This is a genomic window from Microbispora sp. H10670, assembly GCF_014161385.1.
Lineage (GTDB): Bacteria > Actinomycetota > Actinomycetes > Streptosporangiales > Streptosporangiaceae > Microbispora > Microbispora triticiradicis.
Genome location: NZ_JABBWW010000005.1, coordinates 309,345 through 326,737, shown reverse-complemented (window position 1 = coordinate 326,737; position 17,393 = coordinate 309,345). Strand labels below are relative to the sequence as shown.

Sequence of the window (17,393 nt, the reverse complement as noted above, 5' to 3'; positions counted from 1 at the left end):
GAGCCCCGTCGGCACGCGTCCGGTCACCCGCCGGCGGCTCCGTACGTCAGGGAGCGGTGCTCGCTCGTCAGGAGCCGCTCCAGGACCGCGACAGCGTCCCATACATCGACATAGCGATTGAACAACGGAGACGGGGCCAGACGCAGGAGTTCGGGCGACCGGAACTCCACCGCGATTCCATGGGCCGCGAGGCCCCGCGCGAGCCGCTCCGCGGCCGGGTGCCGGAGCGCGACGTGTCCGCCCCGGCGGGCGGGGTCGGCGGGGGTCGGCACCTCGACCGAGAGCGGGCCCAGCCGCCCGGTCGTCAGCTCGATGAGCCAGCCGGTGAGCGCGGTCGACTTGGCCCGCACCATGCCGGGATCGGCCTCGCAGGCCAGCGCGACACCCTCGTCGAGCGCGACCAGGCTGAGCAGCGGGGGACAGCCCGTGGTCAGGCGTCCGACGCCGGGGTCGGGGCGGTACTCCGCTTCGAAGGCGAACGGATCCGCGTGGCCGAGCCAGCCGGTGATGGGCTGCTCGAATCCGGGGAGCAGCCGCGAGGCGACGTACATGTAGCCGGGCGCGCCCGGTCCGCCGTTGAGGTACTTGTATCCGCACCCGACCGCCAGGTCCGCACCGTCGGCGTCCAGGGCCAGCGGCACCACGCCCGCGCTGTGCGACAGGTCCCACAGGACCAGGGCGCCCGCGGCGTGCGCCCGCTCGTCGATCTCCTTCATCGGCAGGATCTCGGCCGTCCGGTAGTCGGCGTGGCTCAGCATGACCACGGCGACGTCGTCGTCCAGCGCGTCGAGGAGATCCGGGGCGGGGACCCGGCGCACCCGGGCGTCCGGGTGGACATGGGCGGCGATTCCGTCCGCTATGTAGAGGTCGCTCGGGAAGTTGCCGGAATCGGTGAGGACGGTCCGCCGGGTGCTGCTCCGCAACGCGCCGCAGAGCAGCTTGAAGAGGTTGACCGAGGTGGACTCGCCCACCACGACCTGCCCGGGCCCGGCGCCGACGAGCCGTCCGATGCGGTCTCCCACCGTACGGGGCAGGTCGAGCCAGCCGTGCTTCCACCAGCCGGAGTTCATGTCGTCGCGCCAGTCCTGCCCGACGAGTCCGGAGAGCCGGTTCCACGTGCTCTTGGGAGGCGCGCCCAGCGAGTTCCCGTTGAGGAAGACGCGATCGCCGGGCAGATCGAACCTGGCGCGGAACGACGACAGCGGGTCGGCCTGGTCCAGGGCTTCGAAGAAGGATCTGTCGAGGGCCGCCATCGCTCAGTCCGTGATCTGCTGCATCATGCCGAACATGTCCTCGTTGTGCCACCACTCGGCGAGGTGTTCGCCGTCGAACCGCATGATGTCGATGCCGGTGAGCGAAACCTTGCGACCGGTCCCGGGGATCCCGGACAGCACCCCCAGGTGGGTGCCGCAGGAGACGTACCGGGCCACCAGCCTGTCGCCCTCCACGATCACGTCCTCGATCAGGAACCGGTAGTCGGGAAAGGCCTGGTGCCAGTCCAGGGCCATGGCGATGTGGCCCTCCTTGGTGTTCGGGAAGGCGTCGATCGGCCGGTGGTCGACGAAATGCTCCGCGAGTGCCCGGCCGCCCGCGGGATCTCCGCGGTTCCAGAGCTCGCCGATCCAGATCTCCTCATATACGTGCCGCATAAGGCTGCGCTGTGCCGACGATACGGAACTGGGCATCAGAGAGCACACCTCTCGAAATACGTCCGGGAGTCCCGGGGCCTATTTAAGAAGGTCGAGTGATTCGAAGATCTCGCCCTGCAGGCCGCCCTTCCCGCGCTCGAACCTGCGGGTGACCATTTCCGTGGGCCGGAAACCCGCGTCGAGGACGGGAAGCGCCTTGTCGGGCTGGGCGGAACCGCACATGAAGATGTCGATGGCGGCGAACCGGTATTCCGGCCAGCTGTGGATGCTGATGTGCGATTCGGCCAGTACGGCGACCCCGGACACCCCTTCGCCACGGTCGAAGTGGTGCACGTAGACGTAGAGCAGGGACGCGCCCGCGGCCGTCACGCATTCGCGGAGCACCTTCTCGACGTGCTCGGGGTCGTCGAGTCTGCTGGCACCGATCAGGTCGGCCAGGATGTGGATGCCGGCGGCTTCGTCTGAGGAAAGCGGACCCGCCGAGGCGTGCGACATCAGGGACTCTCCTTGAGGAGTTCACGGTCGTTTCACCGGCATGCCGGCGTGGAGGAGTGCCGGGTCACAGGGGGTTCAGCGAGAATCCGCAGACGTCCCGGACCGCCAGGTCGTCCCCCTCGGCCACGGTCACCGGCGTCACGTCGTGCAGACAGCGCGGATCTTCGAAGACGACGGTGTCGCCCGGCGTCTCGAGCTCCAGCGTCCGGTAGACGCGGCCGTCGAGGTCGGCGAACATGCTGCACCCGCCCTCGACCGACCTCCGATCGACGAGTGTGATCGAGGTGAACGCGTGCCCGTCGTGATGCATCCCCTCCGGGGCCGGATAGCCCGGCTGGCCGGGGCGGGCCAGGATGCGCATCAGGTGGACGCCGATCTCCCACTCCTTGGCCGCCGACACCCGCTCGGGCGGCAGCACGGCGAGGACGTCCCACATGAGCCGGTGGAGAAAGGGGTTGGCGGCCGTGCGCTCGGCGAGCGGGGCGAACCTCCGCTCCATCCCGCCCGCGTACGGATTCAGGTCGACGCTCTGGAAGAACGGCCTTTCCTCGAGCCGCTCCACGCGGTGCCCGGCGGTGTCCACCTTGAACAGGCTGAACCGGCGCTGCCGGAAGACGTAGTCGGTCTTGAGCCAGAGATCGTCGGGCAGATCCTCGAAGTCCTCGCAGAGCTCGTGCAGTCCTGCTCCCAGGCTTCCCCGGAACGCGGCGGCACGGCCGGGGAGCAGGATGACCGGATCGTCGACGAAACGATCGGGGGAGAGTGGGCCGAAGAGTTCGGTGCTCGTTGCCATCTGTCGTCCTCATTCGCTGTGGCGGGCCGCGGTTCCGGTGAGTCCCATCGGGGACCCGCGAGTCATGGCACGTAGTCGAGGTAGGCGTCGAAGTCCCAGGAGGTGGTCGTCGCCAGGAAGCGCTCCCATTCGTCCTGCTTGTGGTCACGGAACACCGAGTAGAGGTCGCCGTGGAGCGCGGAGCGGACGAGCGCGTCGTCGTGGAGCGCGGCCAGCGCCTCGCCGAGGTTCATCGGCAGCCGGTCGGCTCGGGCGGCGTCCGACTCGTAGGTGTTCGCGGTGGTCGGCTCGCCCGCGGGCAGCTTGGAACGGAGGCCGTCGCCGACGGCGGCGAGCAGCCCGGCCGCCATCAGGTACGGATTCACCATCGAGTCGGCGGCCCGGTACTCGATCCGGTCCGGCGCGGACACCCGCAGAGCGCACGTCCGGTTCTGGTGTCCCCACCCACGGGTGAAGGGCGCCCACAGCCCGCTGTCCCACATGCGGCGGTAGGAGTTGACCGTGGACGCGGCGAGCGCGGTCAGGGCCGGGAGATGCGCGAGAACCCCGCCGACCGAGTGCAGCGCCTCCTCGCTCAGGCCGCCGCCGTCCGCGCGCGGGAAGAGGTTGCGGCCGCCTCGGCGATAGGCGGCGACGTTCCTCCCGGCGGCGTCCGGAGCGTCGGCCATCGGAGCGTCCTCGCCACCGCTCCAGAGCGAGAAGTTGTGATGACAGCCGGACGCCGACAGTCCCATGAATGGCTTGGTCATGAAACACGCGACGAGATCGAACTCGCGGGCCACCTGCCGGCAGATCTGGCGGTAGGTGATCAGCCTGTCCGCGTTGCGGAGCGGCTCGTCGAAGGCGAAGTTGAGCTCCAGCTGCCCCGGCGCGTCCTCGTGGTCACCCTGGATCATGTCCAGGCCCATCTCCCGCGCGTACCGCAGCACCCTGAGCATCACGTCGCGCAGTTCCTCGAACTGGTCGATGTGGTAGCAGTAGGGCTTCGAGGCGCCCACCAGTTCCGCACCGTCGCGGCGCAGCCACATCATCTCCGGCTCGGTCCCGATCCGCAGTTCGAGCCCGTGCCGGTCCGCGAAGCCGGCCGTCATCCGGGCCAGGTTGCCCCGGCAGTCGGACGTCAGCGGGGCGCCCGGCTCGTGCTCCTCCTCCCGGTTGCGGAAGAGCCTGGCGAAGACCCTCGCCACCCGGCCGTCCCAGGGGAGCCGCGCGAAGGTGTCGGGTTCGGGGACGGCGACCAGTTCCGAGGCCTCCGGACCGTAACCGAGATAGCGTCCGGTCCGTCCGGCCGAGACGTTCGCGGTCGAGCCGTAGACGAGTTGCACTCCGCGCTCGGCCACCCGCTCCCAGTGCGCGGCCGGCATGCCCTTGCCGACCACTCTGCCCGTCACCGTCACGTACTGCACATAGATGTATTCGATTTCGAAAGTGTCGATGAGTTTGCGGGCGTGGGCGACGTCGTCCGCCCGGCCCTGCCTGTTCAGGAAATCGTCGATTCCCGTCATCGCCTTTCCTTCCGAGGCGTGGGGTTTCCTGCTCCGGCGAGTGACGTGGACATGGTCCGGCTGGAGATTTGCGCCTCCGGGGGGAACGGTGGTTGTCAGCGACAGTAAATATCCAAAGTCGGGACACGAATCCGCGTCAAGGAGTTCCCCATTGCAGCTTCCTGCGGCGGGCCTTTTCGCCGTGTGTTCCGGCGGCGCCGCAGGCATTCGTCATCCGGACGGCGGAGCGCCGCCCCCCGTGGGCGGGGAGCGGCGCTCAGGGTCACAGGATGCGCGGGAGACGTCAGATCTCCGCACCTACCGCGGCCTCGCCCGGCTCGTCCAGGGAGAACACGGCCGTCCGCCCGCCGGCCGACACCTCGTACTCGCCGAGGAAGCCGGTGAAGCGCACCCGGCCGTCGTCGTCGGTGACCATCGTCGTGGGCGGCAGCCACCACTCGCCCTTGACGAGCGAGCGCAGCGCCTCGTACGACGGCTTGGGCGTGCCGTCGACCCGGACGAAGCCGCCCGGCGCGCCGAGCCAGCCGCCGTCCGACAGCCCCCAGTAGGTCATCGCCTCGACCGACGGGTGCGACAGCAGCGTCTTGTAGTGGCGCACGACCTCGTCGGCCTGGCGGGCCTCCCCCTCGGGGGTCGTCGGCCACTCGGGGATCTGGTAGTCGTTCAGGTCGACGATCTCCTCGGGCATGATGTGGCCGGAGACGATCGTCGTCTCGGTGAAGTGGATGGGCAGGCCGTACCGCGCGAAGCGGTCGATGGTCGCGAGCGTCTTCTCCTCGCCCCAGTAGCCCTGGTGCATGTGGCTCTGCAGGCCGAGCACGTCGATCTCGACGCCCGCCTCCAGCACGCCCTCGATCAGGCACTCGTACGCCGCGGACATGTCGAAGTCGTTGAGCAGGAGCGTGGCGCGCGGGTTGGCCTCGCGGGCCGCGTCGAAGACCATCCGGACCAACGGGATGCGGCCCATCTCCCGGCAGATCCGGGTGATGCCGTTGTCGTACTTGTCGAAGATCGGCATGATCACGACCTCGTTGACGACGTCCCACATGTCGATCACGCCGGCGAACTCGGTCACCTCGCGCCGGATGCGGTCCGCCTGCGCCTTGGCGATCTCGGCGTTCGGCAGGTCCATCAGCCAGCCGGCCGTCTCGGTGTGCCAGGCCAGCGGGTGGCCCTTCACCCCGCACCCCCGGTCGGCGAACCACCGCGCGGCGGTGAGTGTCCGCTCGGTGTCCGGACGGCCGCGTTCGGGCTCGAACCACCCCCAGTAGAAGGGCAGCGTGGCGAAGTTGAAGACGTCGAGCCACAGGTCGGCGACTGCCTGGGAGCCGGTGGCGGGCGGCTGGTCCGGCGCGGGGGCCTCGCCGTTCGCCAGCGGGATGAAGTCGCCGCCGGTGCAGCCGAAGAGGAACCTGTGCCGCCGCTGCGCGACGACCACCTCCCGACCGGCCAGCGGCGCGCCCTGCGCGGTCACGGTCAGCGTGGCGTCCGCGGTGCGGTGCTTCCTGATCAACGGGTCGGGGTCGAAGGCGGAGGGGTCGAAGCCGGAGGGGTCGAAGGCGGGGCGCGACGACATGGGCGGCCTCCAGGGAGTGCGCGGGGTGGAGGACCCTCTCCGAGAGCCTCCACGCTCCCGCCGGAGGGGTCTCATGATCCAGTGCACAGTATCGCTTGTGCTTGGAAAGGCCCAGGCTGTCTGAAAGGTGCAGACAACAGTCGGAATGCGCATCGCGCTATCGCCAGAAAGTGCACCCACTGTCACGATGAGCGCATGAGAGTCCCGGCCGGGTGGCGGCGCGTCGCCCTTCCCTCCGCGGGGCTGGTCGCCGTCGGCGGCCTCGGCTACGGCCTGACGAAACTCTCCGACTCCGACGCCGCGGCCAACTGGGCCCAGCTCGCGAGCGTGGCCCTCGCCGTGTTCGCCCTGGTCCCGCCCTTGATCAGCAGCTGGCGGCAGCGGCAGCCGGGCGGGACGAGCACGATCGAGCAGATCGACCGCGCCGAGCGGACGCTGCGGGTGCTGGTGCGGGAGCAGTGGCGCGAGGAGATCGTCATGCGTGAGCTCGACCAGCCCGCCCGGCTGCCCGTCCGCTGGAAGATCTCCGGTCTCGACGTGATGGACCAGGACGAGCGGATCGACGGGGCGCGGCTGCTGCGCTCCTGGTTCGGCCTCGGCAGGGTGCGGTTCGACGGGCGCACCGACCGGATGCCCGAGATGGCCGGACGGTTCCGCAAGCTCGCGCGGCGCCGGCTCGTGATCATCGGCGAGGTCGGCATGGGCAAGACCACGCTGGCCGTCCTGCTGCTCAGCGAGCTGCTGAAGGAGCACCGGGAGGGCGACCCGGTGCCCGTGCTGCTGTCGATGTCCGGGTGGGACCCGTCGGACGAGCCCGTCCACCGCTGGCTGGCCAGGCGGCTGCGGGAGAACTACCCGGCGCTGCGCGCGTCCGGCTTCGGCCCCGACGCGGCGCGCGGCCTCGTGACGTACCGCCGGATCCTGCCCGTCCTCGACGGCCTCGACGAACTGCCGCGCCCGGTGCGTTCCAAGGTGGTCGACGCCCTGAACGACGCCTCGGCCGTCGAGGCGCTCATCCTCACCTGCCGTACGTCGGAGTACCTGGCCGCCGTGAACGGGGGCGGTGGCGCGCCGCTGGCCGGCGCGGCCGTCATCGAGCCCAGGCCGGTGAAGAGCGCCGACGTCATCTCCTATCTCCTCGACCGGCTCGCGCCCGGCCAGCGAGCCGGCTGGGCGGAGCTGCTGGCCGCGCTGAAGAGCGAGCCGGACGGCCCGCTGGCCGAGGCGCTCTCCACGCCGCTGGTCGTGTGGCTGCTCTACAAGGTCTACATCGAGACCCGCGCCAACCCGGCGCCGCTGTGCGACTCCGGACGCTTCGACACGGCGGACGCCGTCACCGAGCACCTGCTCGACAACCTCGTCCAGGCGACGTTCTCGGCCGCCCCGCCGGACGACGACCCCGACGAGCGGCACGAACACGACCATCCGTTCCGCCCTCAGCGGTCGTGGGACCCGGAGGAGGCCCGCGGCCGGCTGGCCTTCGTCGCGCACCACATGTCCGAGACCGGCAGCAGGGACTTCCGCTGGTGGCACCTCCACCGGTCGGTGCCGCGGCGTACGAGCATCCTGATCGGCGGCGTTTCCGTCGGCCTGACGGTCGGGACGACCGTGGGACTGGTCAGCGACGCCGTCGTGGCATTGCGCAGCCCGCACGCGGGCAGCCTGCGGGACGCCCTGCTGTTCGGCCTCGCCGGGGGACCGGTGGGCGGCCTCGTGGGCGGGCTGACCGGCGGGATCATCCTGGAGCGCCTCAAGGGCTACTCGCTGGAGCCGGCGTACGCGAACCTGCGCTGGCGGGGCAACGTCACCGGCCTCGCCGGGCAGCTTGCGCTCGGGCTGGTGACGGTGCTCCCGGTCGGCATGGTCGCGGCGTTCGCCCTGTGGCGGGTCGCGGGCATGTCCTCCGAGGTCGGCGGCCTGGTCCTCTACGGGCTCGTCGTGGGAGCCATCGGCGGCGTCACCCTCGGGCTGAACAAGTGGGTGACGACCCCCCTGACGAACGACCGGCCGCAGGGCCCGGTGACCACGCTCCGGCGGGACCTCCGGCTCGTGTACGGCAGGTCCCTCACGTTCGGCACGGCGCTCGGCCTCGCCTTCGGCGTCGCCGGCACGCTCGTGGACGGGTTCTCCGGGCTGCTGCGCGGAGCCGAGGCCGGGATCGCCTTCGGCCTCGCCGGCGGCGTCGTGTTCACGCTGACCTTCGGGTTCACCGGCGCCAGCTCGACCTACCTGGTGGCCGTCGCCATGCTCCGCGCCCGGCGCCGCGTCCCGCTCCGGCTGATGACCCTCCTGGAGGACGCCCATCGGGTCGGCCTGCTCCGCCAGGTGGGGCCGGTGTACCGGTTCCGGCACGAGAGGCTCCAGGACCGCCTCGCCCACCTGCACCGTCACCCCGGCGAGAACCGGTGATCAGACCGCTCGGCGGGTGAAACGGGCGCTGGGCTCGCCGCGCAGCCGTCCTTCCGGCAGCCTGCGGCCGGACAGCACCAGGACCAGGTCCTGCGCCGCGCCGGTGAGCGGGACGCCGGACCCGAACGACCAGTCCACGTCGTCGGCCCGCAGTTCGATCCCGTCGAGATCGACGCCGAAGTAACGGCGGGCCCTCGGCGACAGCGCGCCGTCGAGCAGCACACGCAGCCGTTCGGCGGGAACCCGCCGGTCGATCCCCAGAGCCACCGTGATGTCCATCCCGTGGATCACGTCGTGCGACAGCGCGCCCTCGAAGCCGCCGCCCGGGGGCCGCCACGGGTGCTCGGCGTTGTCCCGCAGGCACGCGCTTAGCTCCTCCGCGGTCAGCGAGGCCGTGTCGCGGCGGGCGAGCCGGTCGGCCAGCCGGTCGAAGTTGCCCCGGGCCGCGACCAGGCCGGCCAGCACGCGCGGCCCCGAGTGGCGGTAGGGCAGGGTCAGGTGCGCCACCACCTCCCGGACCCGCCAGCCCGCGCACAGCGATGGCGCGTCCCACGCCCGCGGCGGCAGCTCGCTCAGCAGGTCCGCCAGCTCGCGGCGCTCGGCCGCGATCAGCCGCCGTATGTCCGTTCCCATCTGTCCGCCGTCCTTCCGGTCGTCCACCTGTACGTCCTGCCGACGAACGGGAACGGCCCGGACGGACACCTACTCCAGGGCCGCGAGGCGGCGGGCGAGATGGCGGCGTTCCGCGCCGGTCGGGGCCAGGCCCATCGCCTCCCGGTAGGCGTCGCCCGCCTCGGCCGTACGGCCGAGACGGCGCAGCAGGTCGGCCCGGGCGGCGGGCAGCAGGTGGTAACCGGCCAGCGCCCCCGACTCCCGCAACGCGTCGAGCAACGCCAGACCGGCGGCGGGACCGGCCGACATCCCCACCGCCACCGCCCGGTTGAGCTCCACGACGGGGGACGGGACCAGGCCCGCGAGCCGCGCGTACAGGACGGAGATCTGGGCCCAGTCGGTGTCCTCCGGGCGGGCGGCGGTGGCGTGACAGGCGGCGATGGCGGCCTGCACCTGGTAGGGGCCGGGGCGGCCCCGCCGCAGCGCGCCGTCAAGGAGGGCGACGCCCTCGGCGATCCGTGCGGCGTCCCACAGGGTGCGGTCCTGCTCCTCCAGGACCACCAGGTCGCCGGCCCCGTCCAGGCGGGCGGCGCGGCGGGCGTGGTGCAGCAGCATGAGCGCGAGCAGGCCCGCCGCCTCCGGCTCGTCCGGCATCAGCCGCACCAGCACCCGGGCCAGCCGGATCGCCTCGGCGGCGAGGTCCGGCCGCATCAGTCCGGCGCCGGACGTCGCCGAGTAGCCCTCGTTGAACAGCAGGTACAGCACGGCGAGCACCGCCGGGAGGCGCTCGGGCAGCAGATGCGCCGGCGGCACCCGGTAGGGGATCGCCGCGTGCCGGATCTTCTGCTTGGCCCGGGCCAGGCGCTTGGCCATCGCCTGCTCCCCGACCAGGAACGCGTGGGCGATCTCGGCGGTGGTGAGCCCGGCGAGGGTCCGCAGGGTCAGCGCCACCCGGGCCTCCGGCGCGAGCGCCGGGTGGCAGCAGGTGAAGATCAGCCGCAGCCGGTCGTCGGGCACGTCCGGCTCGTCGCCGGGCTCCGGTCCGTACGGCACGCCGTCCTCCCGCATCGCGCTCGCGACCTCCCGCAGTTTGGCGGCGCCGGCCGCCTCGCGGCGCAGCCGGTCCACGGCCCGGTTGCGCGCGGCGGTGGTCAGCCACGCCCCGGGCCGGCGTGGCACGCCGTCGCGCCGCCAGGCGCGCAGGGCCAGGGCGAACGCGTCCTGCACGCACTCCTCGGCCAGGTCCCAGTCGCCGGTCCGGCGGATGAGCGTCGCCACGAGCTGCCCCCACTCCTCCCGGAACGCCTCGGCGACGGCGGCCTCGACCGGGGACGGCGCGGCGCCGGCCGTCGTGGATTCGAGCGCGGTGGTTCTCGGCGGGGTTGCTCTGGGTCTCATCTCGGGGAACGCCTCACGGCGACACGAGCGGGCGGATCTCGATCGTCCCGTACGCCGCGGCGGGGTGGGCGGCTGCGACCTCGATCGCCTCGTCGAGGTCGGCGCACTCGATCAGGCAGAACCCGCCGATCTGCTCCTTGGTCTCGGCGAACGGCCCGTCAGACAGCAGCACCTCGCCGCCGCGCACCCGCAGCGTGGTGGCGTCGTCCGGCGGGCGCAGCCCCGCCCCTCCCCGGAGCACGCCGCGCTCCAGCATCGTCTCCGACCACCCGCCGCAGCCGTCGGCGGCGTGTTCCGCCGCCGACTCGTCGCCGCAGATCAGCAGCACGTACTTCATCCGTCCTCCTCGGGCCGTCATCCCATCCTGACCGTACGACGAACGGGACGGCCCGGAACGGACACCGCCGGCGGGAACCCGGCGGGGGAACGGGTCGTTCCGAGCGATGTACGCGTACGAAGGGAGTGATCGGTGTTCCGTAAGCTGATGGCCGCGCTGGGATCCGGGGTCGAGGTCGACACGGTGCTGCGTGACCCGCACGTGCGCCCGGGGGAGACCCTGTACGGCGAGGTCCGTTTCCGGGGTGGTTCCTCCGACCACAAGGTGGAGGGGATCACCGTCGACTTCACCGCCGTGGTGGAGGTCGAGCGCGGCGACGAGGAACACCACGTCACGTACAGCTTCCTGCGGGCGCCGGTGTCCGGGCCGTTCGACCTGCGGGCGGGAGAGGCGCGCACGCTGCCCTTCGCGATCCCGGTGCCCTGGGAGACGCCGGTCAGCGCGATCGGCGGGCGTCCGCTGCCCGGCATGCGTCTCGGCGTGGCCACCGAGCTCGCGCTCGCGGGCGCGCTCGACAAGGGCGACCTCGACCCGCTGCACGTCGCCCCGTTGCCCGCGCAGGACCACCTGCTGGGGGCGCTCATGCGCATGGGCTTCCACTTCAAGCGGGCCGACCTGGAACGCGGGACGATCCGGGGCTCGTCCATGCCGTTCTACCAGGAGATCGAGTATCACGCGGGCTCCGAGTGGCGGCGCCACTTCAGCGAGCTCGAGCTGACCTTCATCGCCGGGCCGCACTCGATGGACGTGATCCTGGAGGCCGACAAGAGGGGCGGCTTCCTCACCTCGAGTCACGACGTCTACAACCGGTTCCGGGTCGGGTACGGCGACCATCCGGGCGCGGTGGAGCAGGCGCTGCGCGACGGCCTGGCGTCCATGGCCCGCCACCGCGGCTGGTTCTGACCCTTCGGCCGCCTCCGGCGGGTCAGCCGGGCCGGCCTGCCGGGTGGTGGTCGTGACGGCGATCCTGCCGGTGGTCGCGCCGGTTCTCGTGCCGGTGGGTCCGGCGGTGATCCTGGGGGTGATCCCGGCGCTGGTCCTGCCGCTGGTCCCGGTGGTGGCCGTCGAGGACGGCGTGGTGGTCCACGCCGTCACCGGGCAGCGGATCGGGGTGCACGATCGCGGCGGTCAGGCGGGGCACGGCGTGGATCAGGTTGTGCTCCGCCTCGACCGCGATCCGGTGGGCCTCCACCACGGTCGCCCCCGCGTCGACGATCACCTCGCACTCGGCCCTCAGCCGGTGCCCGATCCAGCGCAGCCGCACCTGGCCGGTGCCCAGCACGCCCGGCGTGCCACGGAGGGTCGCCTCGGCGAGGTCCACGAGAGCGGGGTCGACGGCGTCCATCAGCCGCCGGTACACCTCCCGCGCGGCCTGCCGCAGGACCGTCAGGATCGCGACCGTGATGAGCAGTCCCACGGCGGGGTCGGCCCAGGTCCAGCCGAGCGCGGCCCCGCCCGCCCCGGCCAGCACGGCCAGCGAGGTGAGACCGTCGGTGCGGGCGTGCAGGCCGTCGGCGACGAGCGCCGCCGAGCCGATCTCCCGGCCGACCCGGATGCGGTGACGGGCGACCAGTTCGTTGCCGGCGAAGCCCACCAGGGCCGCCGCCGCGACGGCCCCGAGGTGGGTGACCTCCCGCGGCTCCAGGAGCCGGACGATCGCGGCGTACGCCGCGGCGGCCGAGGAGGCGGCGATCGTCAGGACGATGGCCACGCCCGCGAGATCCTCGGCCCGCCCGTAGCCGTACGTGTAGCGGCGGGTCGGCGGGCGGCGGCCGAGCAGGAACGCGATCCCGAGCGGCACCGCGGTCAGGGCGTCGGCCGCGTTGTGCAGCGTGTCGCCGAGCAGCGCCACCGACCCCGACAGCACCACGACCACCGCCTGGACCAGCGTCGTCGCCCCCAGACCGGCCAGCGACACCCACAGCGCCCGCATGCCCCGGGCGGAGGACTCCATCGCCGGGTCGACCTTGTCCGCGGCCTCGTGCGAGTGCGGCCGCAGCAGGTGCGCGACCCGCCCCCGCAACCCGCCCCCACCGTGCCCGTGCCCGTGCCCGTGCCCGGCCTCGTGCCCGCCGTCCTGCCTGTGCTCGTGAGCGTGCCCAGGACCGTGACCATGTCCGGGACTACGACCGCGCTCGTGCTCGTGCCCGTGCCCGTGCCCATGGCCGTGCTCGTGCCGGGGACCGGGACCGGCCTGTTCCTGGCTCATGGCACCACCATGCCTCGGAAAAGCCGTCGCAGCACCTCGACAACAGCGTGCCCGGCGCAGTTGCGAGCGTTCCGCAGCCGCACCCCGTCCGCGACGGGCGCCGAGCTGGAGAGTCAGCCGGGATCAGCCGCCCGAGATCTCCCGTACGAGGGCCTCGCTGCGGCGGACGAGATGGGGCAGGCCGAGCCGGCGATGGGCATCGCGCGCCGCCTCGGCGTGCGCCAGCGCGGCGGAGGCGTCGCCGGTCCGGTGCAGCAGCTCGGCGACCACGTCGTGGAGTGTCCCCCAGGCGACGCAGCCGGTGCCCATGATCACCAGCTCGTGGGCGATGGGCCGCAGCTCCGCGAGCATGGCGTGGGGGTCGGGACGGCCGAGCCGCGCGGCGACCAGACCCCACTGCCAGGCGACGAACTGCCACGTCCAGTCCTGTGGCGCCACGGTTCCCCAGCGGTCGATCAGCCGGTGGGCCAGGTCGTGGTCCCCCGCCTCGACCGCCGCGAGCACGGCCGTGGGGCGTGCGATCATGTTGGACTCGTCGGCCGCGGAGTCGACGAGCTCGGCGAGGAGGCCACCGCCCCGGCCCTGGCCCCATTCCACGAAGAACGAGTTGATCCGCTTCAGGACGTCCGGCCCCCAGAGGCTGGTGCGACGGTAGCTCCCGGTGCTGAGGTCGGCGAGGCGCTTCGCCTCCGCCCAGTCGCCCGCCAGCAACGCTCGCCCGGCCGCGGCGTACGAGACCTGTGTCTCGATCTCCGGCATCCGCACTTCGGCGGTGAGCCGCAGGCAGCGGGCCAGCTCCGCGTCGTAGTCGGCGAGCAGGCCCGCCTTCAGGAACCTGGGCATGCGGTGCAGGCGGGCGATGATCTCGGTGGCCCGGGGGAGGCCGGGAAGGCCCAGTATCTCCTCCGCCGCGCGGTAGCGTTCCTCCTCGTTCTCGGGCGTCCAGGCAGCGATGACGAAGTTGTTCAGCGTGCGCGCCAGCAACCGGGTGTCACCCGTACGGCGGGCCAGCTCCACCGCCTCCAGGGCGTGCCGGCGGCCCTCGCCGCGCCGCTCGCCGTAGTACAGCTCGACGGCGAGCGTGCCGAGCAGCTCCGCCCGGGTGGCGGCGGCGTCCGGATCCAGCCGGGAGAGCTGGTCCTCCAGCACGGTCACCATGCGCTCGTCCACGACGCCGTACGAGCGCCAGTTCCACAGCGTGACGCCGCCGAAGACCGTGGCCGCCTCGATGACCGCCGCGTCGTCGCCGAGGGCGGTGGCGAGCGTCACGGCCTCGTCGAGCGCGCTCCGCGCGCCGTCCACGTCGCCGGTCACCCGCCGGGCCCTGCCCAGGCCGATCAGCAGCGAGCACCGGGTGGCCGGGGGCCCGGCGGCGCAGGCGTCGAGCGCCTGCTCCCAGTAGAGGACGGCCTCGTCGTAGGCGAGCCGCGCCGCCGCCTGCCCGGCCGCCTCCACGGCGTAGGCGACCGCCTTGCCGGCGTACCCGACCCGGGCGGCCAGCGCGAAGTGGTGGGCCAGCGCGGGCAGCCGCGAGGCGGCCTCGCCCCACCGCAGGCTCTCGATCGCCTCGCCGACGCGGCCGTGCAGCTGGGCGCGCTGCCTCCGGCTGAGCCCCGAGTACAGCGCCTCCTGCACCAGGGCGTGCGAGAAGCGGTAGTCCCAGCCGCCGTCCACCTCGACCAGCAGCCCGGTCGCGACGGCGGGTTCGAGCAGCATCATCACCCGGGAACCGCCGATGCCGGTCGCGGTCTCCAGCACGTCGGCGTCGACGTCCCGGCCGATGACGGCGGCGGCGCGCAGCAGGGTCTGGGAGTCCTCCGGCAGCCGCGACACCCGCTGGTTGATCACGTCGCGTACGCCGTCGGGCACGGCGGTCTCCAGCACGTCCGCCGCGCCGACCCGGCCGCCGGTGTGGGTGCTGGTCAGCAGGCGCAACAGCTCGCCGAGGAAGAACGGGTTCCCGCCGGTCCTGTCGTGCAGCGCGCGGGCGAGCTCGGGCCCGGACCCGTCCCGGCCCGCCTCCCGCAGGTAGTCGGTGATCTGCTCGGGGGTGAACGGCGCGACGCTCATCCGCTCGGTGCCGCGCTGGCGGGTCAGCTCGCCGAGCGCCTCGGTCAGCGCCTGCCTGCCCGTCGCGGGCTCGGGCCGTACGGTCGCGAGCACCAGCAGCGGGAGGCGGTGCAGGTCGGCGCCGAGAAAGGTGAGCAGCTTCAGCGACGCCGCGTCGGCCCAGTGGAGGTCCTCCACCACGACCAGGACCGGCGTGGCGCCGGCCCGCCGCGCCAGCGCCCGCGCCACGGCGTCGTGCAGCAGGAACCGGGCGGTGTCCGGGTCGGCCGTGTCCGTCCGGTCGTCCGTCCGGTCTCCTGTCCTGTCGTCTGCCCTGTCGCCGTCCGACAGGCGGTGGGCGAGGCGGGCGAGGTCGCCGTCCGTCTCAAGGGCGTGCAGGGCCTGGATCCAGGGCCAGAAGGCGGGAGCGCCGCTTCCCTCGACGCACCTGCTCCAGGCGACCACGGCTCCGCGTCCGGCCGCCATCGCCGCGGCGGCCTCCGCGAGGCGGGTCTTGCCGATGCCGGACTCCCCGCTGACCAGGAACACCCCGCCGACGCCCCGGCGCAGGTCGTCGAGCCGCTCGGCGATCCGCCGCAGGTACGGCTCCCGCCCCACGAGGCCCGGCGTTCCGGAGGCCTGCGCGGACGCGTCCGCGCTGTCCACGGCGTCCACGGTGCCCGGGGCGCCGGGCGCGGTGCCGTCCCTGTCCGGGGAGACCGGCGGGTCCGGCGCGAGCCCGGCGGGCCGCGCCGGCGCGGCGGCGGGCGGCCACGGGCCCGCCGGCGACTCGTCCTGGTGCAGGATGGCCTGCTCCAGCCGCCGCAGCTCCGGGCTCGGGTCGAGCCCCAGTTCGTCGTCGAGCAGCGTACGGCAGCGCTGGTAGGCCGCCAGCGCCTCGGCCTGGCGGCGTTCCCGGTACAGGGCACGCATGAGCAGCGCCCACAGGCCCTCGCGGTAGGGGTCCCGCTCCAGCAGGCGCTCGGCCTCGACCGTCACCTCGGCCGCCCGTCCCAGCGCGAGCCACGCCTCCGCCCGTACGGTCAGCGCGGAGAGGCGCGTCTCGGTCAGCCGGGAGATCGTGGACCGGGCGAACGGCTCGTCGGCGAGGTCGGCCAGCGGCTCGCCGCGCCACAGGGCCAGCGCGGGCCGGAGGATCCGGTCGGCCTCCTCGGGACGGCCGGCGCCGAGGGCGGCGTGCGCGGCCTCGGCGGCCCGGGTGAACCGCTCGGCGTCGATCTGGTCCGGCTGCACGTCGAGCAGGTAGCCGGGTTCCCTCGTGCGCAGCACCTGGGCGGGCGAGCGCGGGCTGCGCAGGGGTTCGAGCGTCCTGCGCAGGTGCGAGATGTACGCCTGGAGCGTTCCCGTGGCGCTGGAGGGCGGCTCGTCGCTCCACAGCCGGTCGATGAGCTGGTCGAGCGGCACGACGTGGGGGGCGTTCAGCAGCAGCAGCGCCAGCACGGCGCGTTGCTTGCGCGGGCCGAGGTCGAGGACCGTTCCGGCGGCGTCGGCGACCTCGACCGTGCCGAGAAGGCGGAAGTCCAGGGCGGAGTTCCGCCGGTCGGCCCGGGCCGGGCGAGGCGCCGGTAATCGCCCGCCGTCGATGCTTGTCCGCATCACAACTCCCGAACAAGCCATACGGCCCTAAGTCGGATTTCTGGCTCATCATACTCAGATGTCCGGTGATTCTCGCCAGCGAACGGGGGGCCGGTCCGCTCGGTGAAACCGGCGTCCTCCAGGAGGGCGCGCACCGCGGCGCCCCCGGTTCCGTTCCCGGTGCCGTCGCCGGGGATGGCGCCGGGAACGGCGCGGAAGACGACGGACCGGATCCCGTCCGCGCGCAGTTCCATGAGCAGGTCGTCGAGCAGGCGGTCGAGCAGGCGGCGGACGAGGCCCCCGCCGCGTGCGTGACCTCGGTCCGGCGGGGCGACGGTGAGGGCGCGCAACAGGGCCCACCGTCCGCAGCCCGCCGCGTCGCCCCCGCCGGACCGGGCGCGCGAGGGCTCCGCCGTCTCCAGCAGCGCGGCGGCCAGGGGCGCGGCGGCGGCCGGGTCGGCGAGGTCGGCCAGCACGTAGAGGCGGCAGCGGGCGGGCGGGACCTCCCGCAGGGCGAGCGGCAGCGCCGGGCCGAGGATCTCGGCGCCCGGCGCGCCCGCGTGCGCGGCCACCTCGCGCAGCAGCAGCGTGCTGGGCGGCGGACGGCCCTCCGGCTCGTCGGCGTACGGCTCGCCGGCGTACGGCTCGTGGGGACGCGGCGGCCGCTCGTTCGTTGGCGACGACATCGCCCCAGCGTGCGCGGGGTCTCTTGGACGTCTCTAGGAGTTCGCTTGGTCCGTCCCGTCGCCCGGCGGCGCGGGCTGC

General features: G+C 73.1%; 14 protein-coding genes. 2 read left to right on the top strand and 12 right to left on the bottom strand.

Annotated elements, in window-relative coordinates; all coding sequences use genetic code 11:
* Nucleotides 1-23: 23 nt before the first annotated feature.
* The 6 genes from kynU to HHX33_RS10485 all read right to left on the bottom strand — a co-directional run bounded on the left by kynU (nt 24) and on the right by HHX33_RS10485 (nt 6,018).
* Nucleotides 24-1,253 carry a kynureninase gene (kynU, locus tag HHX33_RS10510; RefSeq protein WP_182874393.1) on the bottom strand — a complete coding sequence of 410 codons (1,230 nt, stop codon included), beginning with the start codon at nt 1,251-1,253 and terminating at the stop codon, nt 24-26.
* A 3-nt stretch (nt 1,254-1,256) separates the two neighbouring features.
* A complete protein-coding gene (locus tag HHX33_RS10505) occupies nt 1,257-1,649 on the bottom strand; it encodes an ester cyclase (RefSeq protein ID WP_165900607.1) in 393 nt (130 codons plus the stop codon).
* A 78-nt stretch (nt 1,650-1,727) separates the two neighbouring features.
* Nucleotides 1,728-2,144 (bottom strand): adenosylmethionine decarboxylase, encoded by a 417-nt coding sequence (gene speD / locus HHX33_RS10500; protein ID WP_182874392.1) that lies wholly within the window; start codon nt 2,142-2,144, stop codon nt 1,728-1,730.
* A gap of 64 nt (nt 2,145-2,208) precedes the next feature.
* Nucleotides 2,209-2,937 (bottom strand): 2OG-Fe dioxygenase family protein, encoded by a 729-nt coding sequence (locus tag HHX33_RS10495; protein WP_182874391.1) that lies wholly within the window; start codon nt 2,935-2,937, stop codon nt 2,209-2,211.
* A gap of 62 nt (nt 2,938-2,999) precedes the next feature.
* A complete protein-coding gene (locus tag HHX33_RS10490; protein ID WP_182874390.1) occupies nt 3,000-4,442 on the bottom strand; it encodes a glutamine synthetase family protein in 1,443 nt (480 codons plus the stop codon).
* Between the two features lie 283 nt (nt 4,443-4,725).
* Nucleotides 4,726-6,018 carry an endo-1,4-beta-xylanase gene (locus tag HHX33_RS10485; RefSeq protein WP_182874389.1) on the bottom strand — a complete coding sequence of 431 codons (1,293 nt, stop codon included), beginning with the start codon at nt 6,016-6,018 and terminating at the stop codon, nt 4,726-4,728.
* 195 nt (nt 6,019-6,213) lie between these two features.
* Here HHX33_RS10485 and HHX33_RS10480 point away from each other — a divergent pair, with 195 nt between their 5' ends.
* A complete protein-coding gene (locus HHX33_RS10480) occupies nt 6,214-8,427 on the top strand; it encodes an NACHT domain-containing protein (protein WP_182874388.1) in 2,214 nt (737 codons plus the stop codon).
* Here HHX33_RS10480 and HHX33_RS10475 read toward each other — a convergent pair whose 3' ends face one another.
* The 3 genes from HHX33_RS10475 to HHX33_RS10465 all read right to left on the bottom strand — a co-directional run bounded on the left by HHX33_RS10475 (nt 8,428) and on the right by HHX33_RS10465 (nt 10,774).
* A complete protein-coding gene (locus HHX33_RS10475; protein ID WP_182874387.1) occupies nt 8,428-9,060 on the bottom strand; it encodes a maleylpyruvate isomerase family mycothiol-dependent enzyme in 633 nt (210 codons plus the stop codon).
* A gap of 69 nt (nt 9,061-9,129) precedes the next feature.
* Nucleotides 9,130-10,437: an RNA polymerase sigma factor gene (locus HHX33_RS10470; RefSeq protein ID WP_182874386.1), complete on the bottom strand. Its 1,308-nt coding sequence runs from the start codon at nt 10,435-10,437 to the stop codon at nt 9,130-9,132.
* A 13-nt stretch (nt 10,438-10,450) separates the two neighbouring features.
* Nucleotides 10,451-10,774, bottom strand: a complete 324-nt coding sequence (locus tag HHX33_RS10465) for a YciI family protein (RefSeq protein WP_111699986.1) — start codon at nt 10,772-10,774, stop codon at nt 10,451-10,453.
* Nucleotides 10,775-10,906: 132 nt separating this feature from the next.
* Here HHX33_RS10465 and HHX33_RS10460 point away from each other — a divergent pair, with 132 nt between their 5' ends.
* Entirely contained in the window at nt 10,907-11,677 is a 771-nt protein-coding gene (locus HHX33_RS10460) for a sporulation protein (protein WP_262367325.1), read from the top strand.
* A 22-nt stretch (nt 11,678-11,699) separates the two neighbouring features.
* Here the strand turns inward: HHX33_RS10460 and HHX33_RS10455 are convergent, their stop codons facing one another.
* From HHX33_RS10455 to HHX33_RS10445, 3 genes are all read right to left on the bottom strand, one after another.
* Complete coding sequence (locus HHX33_RS10455; protein WP_182874385.1) at nt 11,700-12,983, bottom strand: cation diffusion facilitator family transporter; 1,284 nt, start codon at nt 12,981-12,983, stop codon at nt 11,700-11,702.
* A 123-nt stretch (nt 12,984-13,106) separates the two neighbouring features.
* The gene (locus HHX33_RS10450) at nt 13,107-16,649 is read right to left on the bottom strand and encodes a BTAD domain-containing putative transcriptional regulator (protein WP_182874384.1); all 3,543 of its coding nucleotides are present in this window, start codon (nt 16,647-16,649) and stop codon (nt 13,107-13,109) included.
* Nucleotides 16,649-17,314, bottom strand: coding sequence for a hypothetical protein (locus tag HHX33_RS10445; RefSeq protein ID WP_182874383.1), 666 nt, complete (start codon nt 17,312-17,314; stop codon nt 16,649-16,651). The genes HHX33_RS10450 and HHX33_RS10445 overlap by 1 nt, the downstream gene beginning before the upstream one ends.
* Nucleotides 17,315-17,393: the final 79 nt, after the last annotated feature.